Source organism: Rugamonas rubra (assembly GCF_900114705.1).
GTDB classification, from domain to species: domain Bacteria; phylum Pseudomonadota; class Gammaproteobacteria; order Burkholderiales; family Burkholderiaceae_D; genus Rugamonas; species Rugamonas rubra.
In genome coordinates, this window is the sequence record NZ_FOTW01000005.1 from 258,785 (window position 1) to 269,133 (window position 10,349).

A 10,349-nucleotide genomic window follows, 5' to 3' on the forward strand; every position below is an offset into this window, starting at 1 on the left:
CCTGTGGCCCGTGCGCCACGAGCAGATATCACCATCCGTGATTTGCGGTTAACCACAATGGTGATATCTGGCGGCTTGACTCATCATGAACTCCTCAAATATTCCACCGCTTTCCGAGGAGCTTCCGTGAAAAAGCCGTTCTACAAAATTCTCTACATCCAGGTGCTGTTCGCCATCGCCTGCGGCATCCTGCTCGGGGAGTTCTTCCCCAAGGACGCGGTGGCCATGAAGCCGTTCGGCGACGGCTTCATCAAACTGATCAAGATGATCATCGCGCCGGTGATCTTCTGCACCGTCGTGTCCGGCATCGCCGGCATGCAGGACATCAAGAAAATCGGCCGCGTCGGCGGCAAGGCCCTGTTGTACTTCGAGGTGGTGTCCACCTTCGCGCTGGTGATCGGCCTGTTCGTCGCCAACATCCTGCGCCCGGGCGCCGGCTTCAACGCCGACCCGGCCACGCTCGACACCAAGTCGATCGCCGAGTACACCGCCAAGGCCAAGGGCCAGTCGACCATCGACTTCGTCATGAACATCATCCCCAACACCGTGGTCGACGCCTTCGCCAAGGGCGAGATCCTGCAGGTGCTGCTGGTGGCCATCCTGTTCGGCTTCGCCCTGTCGCTGATCGGCGAGCGCGGCAAGCCGGTCACCAAGCTGATCGACGACTTGTCGGCCGCCATCTTCGCCGTCGTCGCCATCATCATGAAGGCCGCCCCGGTCGGCGCCTTCGGTGCCATGGCCTTCACCATCGGCAAGTACGGCATCGCCTCGCTGAAGCCGCTGGCGGCGCTGATGGGTTCCTTCTACCTGACCTGCGCCCTGTTCATCTTCATCGTCCTCGGCGCCATCTGCAAGTACACCGGCTTCTCGATCGGCCGCTTCATCCTCTACATCAAGGAAGAACTGCTGATCGTGCTGGGCACCAGCTCGTCGGAAAGCGCCCTGCCCTCGCTGATGACCAAGCTGGAGCGCCTCGGCTGCTCGAAATCGGTGGTCGGCCTGGTGGTTCCCACCGGCTACTCGTTCAACCTGGACGGCACCAACATCTACATGACCATGGCCGCCCTGTTCGTCGCCCAGGCCACCAACACCGACCTGACGTTGACCCAGGAGCTGACCATCCTCGGCGTGGCGATGCTGACCTCGAAGGGCGCCTCCGGCATCACCGGCGCCGGCTTCATCACCCTGGCGGCAACCTTGGCCGTGGTGCCGACCATTCCGGTGGCCGGCATGGCGTTGATCCTCGGCATCGACCGCTTCATGAGCGAATGCCGCGCCCTGACCAACTTCATCGGCAACGGTGTGGCCACGGTGGTGGTATCGAGCTGGGAAAAGGAATTGAACCACGACACGCTGAAGCGCGAACTGGCCAACCCCGGCTCGACCGTGACCGATCCCGACCTGATCCCGATCAGCCGCGCCCACCACGCCTAAGCCGCCCCTAGCGGCAAAAAAAATCCCCGCACAGCGATGTGCGGGGATTTTTTTATTGGCAAGCAGCGCCTATTGGAAGGCTTTGACCAGCGCGTCGAACTTGACCTTTAGCGCGTGGTCGTGGGCGTGCACCGGCGGCACCTCGCGTTCGACCTTGAGCAGCTGGTAGACCGCCATCTGCGCCGCCCGCACCGAGTATTCGACGGTGAAGACGACGTCGTCGGCGACCTCGACGAACTGGCTGACGAAGGCCAGGTTGCGGGTGTTGGCGGGCACCGGCAGCGGCCGGTCGCTCTTGACGCGCGGCATGAACATGCTGGTGATGTAGGGCATGCGGCAGGGAATGCAATTGGCCTTGGCCATCACCTCGTAGTCGAAGTTCAAATGGCCGCACAGCTCGCGCAGGATCTCCTCGCCGCTGCAGTCGGCCATCGGCTTGGCGACGAAGTTGCCGATACGGTCGGGATGCAGCGCGTAACCCCAGAACACTTGCACGCCCTCCGGCTGGCCGGCGAAGTGCGGCTGGTGCGCCAGCACGATCGACATGAACCAGTTGGAATCCTTGAAGGTGACCAGGCCGCCGGTGCCGGCGCTGTTGCCGCTGAACTTCTCCATGCGGTCGAAGAAGGCGCTGTCGTGCAGGGTCACGGTGAACGACTCCCACCACGATTCAGGGATGCTGGAATTGAAGGCGGCCGGATTGCCGAACTGCGGCCGGCCCGCCGCCAGCTTTTCCCACAGGGTCCAGCCGCCGCTGTCGCGCTTGCTGAGCTTGGGCGGCGCGCTGCTCATCGAGCCATAGCTGGCGGCGTCGGTCATCGAGCCGTTTTGGAAGAACAGCAGGTCGTCGGGGCCGAGCTCGAGGCGCTCGCTGGCGCCGTCGCGCACACATTGCAGCGCCGTCGCCATGGTCACGCCGTCGTGCTCCTTGAGTTCGATGTCCTCCACCTTGCAGCCGGTGAGCACGCGCACGCCCTGCTGCTGCAACCAGTGCTGCAGGGGCCGCACCAGCGAGTCGTACTGGTTGTAGACGGTGCGCTTGACGCCGGCCAACGTTTCGATGCGCGAGAACTCCATCATGAAACGGTGCAGATAGCGCTTGAACTCCACCGCGCTGTGCCAGGGTTGGAAGGCGAAGGTGGTGGCCCACATGAACCAGAACTTGGTCTCGAAGAAGGCCGGCGACAGCCAGTCGGTGATGGCGCTGCCGTCCAGCACGTCCTCGCTGGCCTCGCTCAGGCGCAGCAACTCCAGGCGGTCGGTCATCGAGAAGCCCATCGACTTGACGTCGAGCTTGAAGCGGTTGCGGTCGACCAGCCGCGCCATCGAGTGCGACACGTGCTTCTCGTTGAAGGCGATGGTTTCCTCGTAGACGCTGCGGCCCGGATGTTCGAGCGAGGGAATCGACTTGAACAATTCCCAGGTGCATTCGTAGTTGTCGGTGGTGAGCATGCGGCCGCCGCGCAGCGTGTAGCCGTCGGTGGGGTTGCCGCCGCCGTCGAGGCTGCCGCCGGCGATCGCCATGGCCTCGAAGATGGTGATGTCGGCGCCGCTGACGCCGCCGTCGCGGATCATGAAGGCGGCGGCGGCGAGCGAACCGATGCCGCCTCCGACCAGATAAGCTTTAATTGGGGTATGCATTGTGTCCTCTGTGGAATGTCTTGTAATGATTGTATGTTGTACATATCATCAAGTCAGTACGCTACACCACACAGAGCGGAACGGCCGGTGCCGCGCCTTGGCGCGCCGGCGTAAACGGCAACGGCACGCCGTAGGGGCGTGCCGTTGCGTACCGTTCAGTGCCGCCGCCGCGTTATACGGCGGAAACGTCCAGATCGGCGCCGGTGGCGGCCTTGACGTCGTCCTTGCTGACGCCGGGCGCCAGTTCGATCAGCTTGAGGCCCTGCGGCGTCACCTCGATCACGCCGAGGTCGGTGATGATCAGGTCGACCACGCCGACGCCGGTCAACGGCAGGTCGCATTTTTTCAGCAGCTTGTGCGAGGTCGAGCCGTCCTTGGCGGTGGCGACGTGCTCCATCAGCACGACGACGCGCTTGACGCCGGCCACCAGGTCCATGGCGCCGCCCATGCCCTTGACCATTTTGCCGGGGATCATCCAGTTGGCCAGGTCGCCCTGTTCGGAGACCTGCATGGCGCCGAGGATGGCCAGGTTGATCTTGCCGCCACGGATCATGCCGAAGGAGTCGGCCGAGCTGAAATAGGCCGAGCCGGGCAAGGCCGTCACGGTCTGCTTGCCGGCGTTGATCAGGTCGGCGTCGACCTCGGCGTCGGTCGGGAAGGGGCCGATGCCCAGCAGGCCGTTCTCCGACTGCAGGAACACCTCGATGTCCTGCGGCACGTAGTTGGCCACCAGGGTGGGCAGGCCGATGCCCAGGTTCACATAAAATCCGTCCTGCAATTCCTTCGCCGCGCGCGCGGCCATTTCGTCACGAGTCCATGCCATAGTAATCTCCGTCTTTCTTTGTTCTGGGGTGCCGGGCGCTTAGGCGGCGGCGCGCACGGTGCGCTGCTCGATGCGTTTTTCCGGCGTGGCGTTGACCACGATGCGCTGCACGAAGATGCTCGGCAGGTGGACCTGGTCGGGATCGATCTCGCCGACCTCGACCAGCTCCTCGACCTCGGCGATGGTGATCTTGCCGGCCATCGCCACGTTCGGGTTGAAGTTGCGCGCGGTCTTGCGGAACACCAGGTTGCCGGCCTTGTCGGCCTTCCAGGCCTTGACCAGCGACACGTCGGCCACCAGGCTGCGTTCCATCACGTATTGCTCGCCGTCGAACTCGCGGATCTCCTTGCCGTCGGCGACGATGGTGCCGACGCCGGTCTTGGTGAAGAAGGCCGGGATGCCGGCGCCGCCGGCGCGCAGTTTTTCCGCCAAGGTGCCCTGCGGGGTGAATTCGAGCTCAAGCTCGCCGGCCAGGTATTGGCGGGCGAACTCCTTGTTCTCGCCGACGTAGGAGGCGATCATCTTCTTGATTTGGCGCGTCTCGAGCAGCTGGCCGAGGCCGAAGCCGTCGACCCCGGCGTTGTTGGAGATGGCGGTCAGCCCGGTCACGCCGGAATCGCGCAGCGCCAGGATCAGGGCCTCGGGGATGCCGCACAGGCCGAAGCCGCCGACGGCGATGGTTTGACCGTTTTGGACCACGCCAGCCAGGGCTGAGGCGGCGTCCGGATACACTTTGTTCATACGCGTCCCTTATCTTTTGTTAAGCTGTGTCGCTTTGTTTTGTTGATATCGCATGCAGCGCAACGTCTCAGCATAAAATACACAAAACAAAAGCACAATACCGTAGAACTACCTGCATTCTTTCCCTCGACCAGAATTGAAACCGCGCCAGATGAATGCACCGCAAGCCATCGATTACGAAACCATTTTCCTGCACGCGCCGGTCGGCATGTGCATTTCCGAGAACCGCGTCATCCAGTCCTGCAACGAGGCGCTGGCGGCGATGTTCGGCTACACGCGCGGCATGCTCGAGGGCCTGTCCTTCCAGGTGCTCTACCCCACCGCCGACGAGTTCCTGCGCACCGGCGACCGCATCATCCCGATCATGAACGCGCGCGGCCGCTATTCGGACGAGCGCATCATGCGGCGTGCCAACCAGGAGCTGTTCTGGTGCCACGTCAGCGGCCACGCGCTCAAGCTCAACGAGCCGCTCGGGCCCGGCATCTGGACCTTCGAGGACGTCAGCGAGAAGCGCCCGGTGACGGCCGAGCTGACCCCGCGCGAGCGCGAGATCGCCGCCCTGCTGGTCGAGGGCAAGACCAGCAAGGTCATCGCCCGGCAGATCGACCTGTCGCCGCGCACGGTGGAGATGCACCGCGCCAAGCTGATGCGAAAATTCTCCGCCGCCACCTCGTCCGAACTGGTGCACAAGCTGGTTGGCCTGCAACAGCAATAGGCCGCCTCGACCAGGCCGCGGCGCTGTCGCGGCGCTGCGGCGGCCCCACCCTGCCATACCCTGCCGCGCCGGTGTCGGGCGCGGCCCGTCCTTACATCGCCAGCATGCCGTCGTCGGCCGAGATGATGGCGCCGTTGATGAAGTGCGAGTCCTCGCCGGCCAGCAGCAAGAGCAGGCCGTCGAGGTCCTCCGGCTTGCCGGCACGCTTGCGCGGCAGCATCTCGACCAGCTTCTGGCCCTGCTCGCTGGCGAAATAGTCCTCGTTGATCTCGGTCGAAATGTAGCCCGGGCAGATGGCGTTGGTGTTGATGTTGTACTTGCCCCACTCGACCGCCATGGCCTTGGTCATCTGCACCACGCCGGCCTTGCTCATGCAGTAGACGCCGATCTGCGGCAGCACGCGCAGGCCGGCCACCGAAGCGATGTTAATGATGCGGTGTTGTTTTTTGGGGTCGCCCTTGGCCCGCGCGATCATCCGCTTGGCGGTCTGCTGGGCGACGAAAAAGGCGCCGCGCAGATTGGTGTCCATGACGAAGGCGTAGTCCTCCGGCGAGACGTCGACCAGGCGCTGGGTGTTGGACACGCCGGAGTTGTTGACCAGGATGTCGATCGGTCCGGCCTCCGTCTCGGCGTGGGCGATGGCCGACTTGATGCTGGCGAAGTCGGTCACGTCCAGGCTGACCACATGGGCCGCGCCGCCGTCCGCTTCGATCTCGGCGCGCAGCTCCTTGAGCCGCTCGGTGCGGCGCGAGGCCAGCACCACTTGGGCGCCGGCCTGCGCCAGCACCTTGGCGAAACGCGCGCCCAAGCCGCTGGAGGCGCCGGTGATGAGGGCGATTTTCCCCTCGAAATTGACTTCTATACCCACGAGCTACTCCCTTACTTGGAACGATCTGATTGTCTGGTGATCCATTGTAGACGCGCGGCGCACGCACCTGCGCTATCTAATCGCAATCATTACACAAATCGCCAGTATTAGATTGCGGCATCTAATAATGTCCCTCAAAATGGCGCCAAAGTTGCAATCCGCAGCAAAAAGAAGCACACTCGTGCTTAAATTTTCTCTCCACTATAAAAAAACACCATGACACAGCCTAATAATCTAGTTGAACAGTACGGCCCGCGCGACGCGATGGAATACGACGTCGTCATCGTCGGTGGCGGCCCTGCGGGCTTGTCGGCGGCGATCAAGATCAAGCAGTTGGCGGCCGAGAAGGGCCAGGAAGTGTCCGTCGTCGTGCTGGAAAAAGGCGGCGAGCTGGGCGCGCACATCCTGTCGGGCGCGGTGATGGACCCGAAGGCCTTGACCGAGCTGATCCCCAACTGGAAGGAGCTGGGCGCGCCGCTGCACACCGAGGTGAGCGAGGACCGCGTGCTGTTCCTGACCGAGACCAAGGCCTACAAGACGCCGAACTTCGTCCTGCCGGCCTGCTTCGAGAACCATGGCAACTACGTGATCTCGCTGGGCAACGTGGTGCGCTGGCTGGGCCAGCAGGCCGAGGCGCTGGGCGTCGAGGTGTTCCCCGGCTTCGCCGCCGCCGAGATCCTGTACAACGACGACGGCTCGGTCAAGGGCGTGGCCACCGGCAACATGGGCGTCAAGCGCGACGGCCAGCCCGGCCCCGACTTCCAGATCGGCATGGAGCTGCACGGCAAGTACACCCTGTTCGCCGAGGGCGCCCGCGGCCACCTGGGCAAGCAGTTGATGGCCAAGTACGACTTGAACAAGGGCAAGGACCCGCAGTCCTATGGCATCGGCATCAAGGAACTATGGGAGATCGACCCGGCCAAGCACCAGCCCGGCCTGGTGGTGCACACCACCGGCTGGCCGCTCGACAGCAAGACCTACGGCGGTTCCTTCCTCTACCACCTGGAAAACAACCAGGTGATGGTCGGCTACGTGGTCGGCCTGAGCTACGAGAACCCCTATCTGTCGCCCTACGAGGAGTTCCAGCGCTACAAGACCCACCCGGCCATCCGCGGCTTCTTCGAGGGCGCCAAGCGCATCTCCTACGGCGCCCGCGCCATCACCGCCGGCGGCCTGCAGTCGCTGCCGAAGCTGGTGTTCCCGGGCGGCGCGCTGATCGGCTGCGACGCCGGCTTCCTCAACATGAGCCGCATCAAGGGCAGCCACGCCGCCATCAAGAGCGGCATGCTGGCCGCCGAGGCGGTGTTCGGCGCGCTCGGCGAGCAACGCCAGCACGACGAGTTGACTGCCTTCCCGGCCGCCTTCGAGCAGTCCTGGCTGCACGAGGAGCTGCACGTGGCGCGCAACGTCAAGCCTTGGCTGAGCAAGGGCCTGTACCTGGGCAGCGTGATGACCGCCATCGACCAGTTGGTCCTGCGCGGCAAGGCGCCGTGGACCCTGCGCCACAGCTACGCCGACCACGAGTGCCTGAAGCCGGCGGCCCAGTGCAAGCCGATCGTCTATCCGAAACCGGACGGCAAGCTGACCTTCGACCGCCTGTCGTCGGTGTTCATCTCCAACACCAACCACGCCGAGGACCAGCCTATCCACCTGACCTTGAAGAACGCCAGCGTGCCGGTCGACGTCAACCTGGCCCAGTTCGCCGGTCCGGAGGCGCGCTACTGTCCGGCCGGGGTGTACGAGTTCGTCAAGACCGACGAGGGCGCCGACCGCCTGCAGATCAACGCGCAGAACTGCGTGCACTGCAAGACCTGCGACATCAAGGACCCGACCCAGAACATTGCCTGGATCACACCGGAGGGCGGCGGCGGGCCGAACTATCCAAATATGTAAGGTCGCCGGCCCGCCGGCCGGACTAGGCGGAAAAGCAACAAAACAGCGCGCGGTGAGCCCCACCCCGCGCTGTTTTTCTTTTCGACATGTATTTTCCCGCGCCGGGACGGCGGAAACGGCCCATAATCCACTGGTGGAAACGCCGCGAACGGCGGGCCCGGCGCGCGTTTTAAGGGCTGAAATAATTTATTTTCAAAAATTTCCACAAAGCATTTAATGTCCTCCCCTCAATGGTCGTCTTGTACTTGGGAGAGCATCAAAACGTTGCTCCGAACTGAACCCACCCTACCAGGAGTTATTTCATGCTGAGCCTTCACACCAACGCTGCTGCCCTTTCCGCACAAAACTCGATCGGCCGCACCCAGTCCAGCCTGTCGACTTCGCAGACCCGCCTGAGCACCGGCTTCCGTGTCAACTCGGCAATGGACGATGCCGCCGGCCTGCAGATCGCCACCCGTCTGAAAGCCCAGACCAGCGGCATGGCCATGGCCATGCGCAACACCCAAAACGGTATCTCGATGCTGCAGACCGCCGAAGGCGCGCTCGATGAAACCACCAACATTCTGGTCCGCATGAAGGATCTGGCGACCCAAGGCGCCGATGCGACCTCGACCACCAAGGATGGCGTCGCACTGCAAGCTGAATTCGACGCGCTGACCAGCGAGCTGAGCAATATCGTTAACAACACCTCCTTCGGTGGCCAATCGCTGTTGCGCGGCACCGCCACCGCCACCGGCACCGTTGGTACGTTGACCGCCGCAATCAAGTTCCAAATCGGCGCATCGTCGGATGAAACCATGACCGTCGATCTGGCCACCGGCACCGAACTCGCCACCATGCACACCGACCTGAAAGGCGGCGCTGGAGGCTACGACGACAGCGGTGTACCAATTGCTGCCGCCGGCAGCGACATCACCACCACCACCGCCGCCAACGGCGCGATCGACAAGTTGCAAAAAGCCATCGAATCGGTCGGCAAGGTACGTTCGGCACTGGGCGCCGCCGCCAACCGTCTGGACCACGTCTACAACAACTTGTCGAACATTTCGACCAACACCAAGGCCGCAACCGGCCGCATCATGGACACCGACTTCGCCGCTGAGTCGTCGAGCATGACCTCGAACCAGATGCTGCTGCAAGCCGGCACCGCGATGCTGAAGCAAAGCAACAGCACCTCGTCGCTGGTTATGTCCCTGCTGCAATAATCGTAGCGTCTTCCTGCGCTGGCGACAGGCGGGAACACCAGGAGCCAACCGGAGACCCGGTTGGCTTTTTTTTTTGCCCAGCAAGACGTGAGAAAACACGATGGCATTCGACCGCATAGGACCCACCACCGCCCCGCTCGGCCCGCTCGAGCGGCAGTCGCAACACACCGGCCCGGCGCCGGCGCCCGCCTTGGGCGAGGACGGCGTCTATCCGCTCGCGCCGCTGGCCGACCTGCCGCACGACGGCGGCGACGGCCGCCCCCTGCCCCGGGCCCAGGCCGGTATGGACGCCCTGTTCAGCGACAAGCTCGGCGCCAACGACCCGGCGGCGATGCGCCCCAACCAATTGTTCATGTCGCGCCAGCTGGTGTGGCAGCCGCCCGACACCAACGCCATGGCGGCCTCGTGGTTCGTCATGGTGCGCACCTACGGCGCCCAACGCGACGCGCTGCTGCAACAGGCCGCCGGCCAGCACGTGCCGGCCAGCCTGTTCATGGCCGACCACACCCCGAACTCGATGCGCGAGGGCCGCCCCGGCCTGCCGCTGGTCACCGAGATGGAGCCCTGGCGCTTCGCCGTCTACGCCTGGGGCGCGGAAAAACTGGTACTGCGGGTGGTCGCCAAGGACGGCGACAGCGAGCAATCGCGGCGCCGCCGGCGCCGCGTCGCGCTGCGGCTGGAGTTGATGCTGCCGGGCGTGGGCCGGGTGGTGATCCAGATGGAGCCGGCCGGCAGCGGCGTGGTGCTGGAGGTGGGCGCGCAGCAAAGCTCGGCGATGCAGCACATGCGCGAGATGCTGCCTCTGCTGGCCTCGACGGTCAGCCGCTCCGGCCTGACCATCCTGCGCTGCCGCCTGCTGCGCGAACTGGCGCCCAACGCCCAGGGGGCCTCCCTGCCCACCCGCGAACAGATCGCCACGCTGACCAAGGCGATGTTCAAGGCCATGGCCGAAGTGGCCGTGCTGCTGTCGCAGCCGCTGCCGCCGGACGACCTGTTCTCCGAAACGGCCTGAGGGCGGCCCCGGCGGGC

The 10,349-nt window shown here is 64.2% G+C and carries 9 protein-coding genes; 5 read left to right on the forward strand and 4 right to left on the reverse strand.

The window, feature by feature from the left end:
- The first annotated feature begins 126 nt into the window (after positions 1–126).
- Positions 127–1,434 (forward strand): dicarboxylate/amino acid:cation symporter, encoded by a 1,308-nt coding sequence (locus BM252_RS03675; RefSeq protein ID WP_093383795.1) that lies wholly within the window; start codon positions 127–129, stop codon positions 1,432–1,434.
- A gap of 69 nt (positions 1,435–1,503) precedes the next feature.
- On the opposite strand, the gene BM252_RS03680 is transcribed toward BM252_RS03675, so the two are convergent.
- From BM252_RS03680 to BM252_RS03690, 3 genes are all read right to left on the reverse strand, one after another.
- On the reverse strand, positions 1,504–3,075 hold the full coding sequence (locus BM252_RS03680; protein WP_093383798.1) for an oleate hydratase: 1,572 nt from the start codon (positions 3,073–3,075) through the stop codon (positions 1,504–1,506).
- Positions 3,076–3,247: 172 nt separating this feature from the next.
- A complete protein-coding gene (locus BM252_RS03685) occupies positions 3,248–3,898 on the reverse strand; it encodes a CoA transferase subunit B (protein WP_093383802.1) in 651 nt (216 codons plus the stop codon).
- A 39-nt stretch (positions 3,899–3,937) separates the two neighbouring features.
- A complete protein-coding gene (locus tag BM252_RS03690) occupies positions 3,938–4,639 on the reverse strand; it encodes a CoA transferase subunit A (RefSeq protein WP_093383805.1) in 702 nt (233 codons plus the stop codon).
- 151 nt (positions 4,640–4,790) lie between these two features.
- Here BM252_RS03690 and BM252_RS03695 point away from each other — a divergent pair, with 151 nt between their 5' ends.
- Positions 4,791–5,354, forward strand: a complete 564-nt coding sequence (locus BM252_RS03695) for a LuxR C-terminal-related transcriptional regulator (RefSeq protein WP_093383808.1) — start codon at positions 4,791–4,793, stop codon at positions 5,352–5,354.
- 91 nt (positions 5,355–5,445) lie between these two features.
- On the opposite strand, the gene BM252_RS03700 is transcribed toward BM252_RS03695, so the two are convergent.
- The gene (locus BM252_RS03700) at positions 5,446–6,222 is read right to left on the reverse strand and encodes an SDR family oxidoreductase (RefSeq protein ID WP_093383811.1); all 777 of its coding nucleotides are present in this window, start codon (positions 6,220–6,222) and stop codon (positions 5,446–5,448) included.
- Between the two features lie 264 nt (positions 6,223–6,486).
- Between BM252_RS03700 and BM252_RS03705 the strand changes: the two genes are divergently transcribed.
- From BM252_RS03705 to BM252_RS03715, 3 genes are all read left to right on the forward strand, one after another.
- Positions 6,487–8,115: an electron transfer flavoprotein-ubiquinone oxidoreductase gene (locus tag BM252_RS03705; RefSeq protein WP_093383814.1), complete on the forward strand. Its 1,629-nt coding sequence runs from the start codon at positions 6,487–6,489 to the stop codon at positions 8,113–8,115.
- A 302-nt stretch (positions 8,116–8,417) separates the two neighbouring features.
- The gene (locus BM252_RS03710) at positions 8,418–9,320 is read left to right on the forward strand and encodes a flagellin N-terminal helical domain-containing protein (RefSeq protein ID WP_093383817.1); all 903 of its coding nucleotides are present in this window, start codon (positions 8,418–8,420) and stop codon (positions 9,318–9,320) included.
- Between the two features lie 100 nt (positions 9,321–9,420).
- Positions 9,421–10,332 (forward strand): hypothetical protein, encoded by a 912-nt coding sequence (locus BM252_RS03715; RefSeq protein WP_093383820.1) that lies wholly within the window; start codon positions 9,421–9,423, stop codon positions 10,330–10,332.
- Positions 10,333–10,349 lie beyond the last annotated feature (17 nt).

What these genes read in the sequence shown, in the direction of transcription:
- BM252_RS03680 (WP_093383798.1), bottom strand. Translation starts at nt 3,075, where the DNA reads ATGCATACCCCAATTAAAGCTTATCTGGTCGGAGGCGGCATCGGTTCG.
- BM252_RS03685 (WP_093383802.1), bottom strand. Translation starts at nt 3,898, where the DNA reads ATGGCATGGACTCGTGACGAAATGGCCGCGCGCGCGGCGAAGGAATTG.
- BM252_RS03690 (WP_093383805.1), bottom strand. Translation starts at nt 4,639, where the DNA reads ATGAACAAAGTGTATCCGGACGCCGCCTCAGCCCTGGCTGGCGTGGTC.
- BM252_RS03695 (WP_093383808.1), top strand. Translation starts at nt 4,791, where the DNA reads ATGAATGCACCGCAAGCCATCGATTACGAAACCATTTTCCTGCACGCG.
- BM252_RS03705 (WP_093383814.1), top strand. Translation starts at nt 6,487, where the DNA reads ATGGAATACGACGTCGTCATCGTCGGTGGCGGCCCTGCGGGCTTGTCG.
- BM252_RS03710 (WP_093383817.1), top strand. Translation starts at nt 8,418, where the DNA reads ATGCTGAGCCTTCACACCAACGCTGCTGCCCTTTCCGCACAAAACTCG.
- BM252_RS03715 (WP_093383820.1), top strand. Translation starts at nt 9,421, where the DNA reads ATGGCATTCGACCGCATAGGACCCACCACCGCCCCGCTCGGCCCGCTC.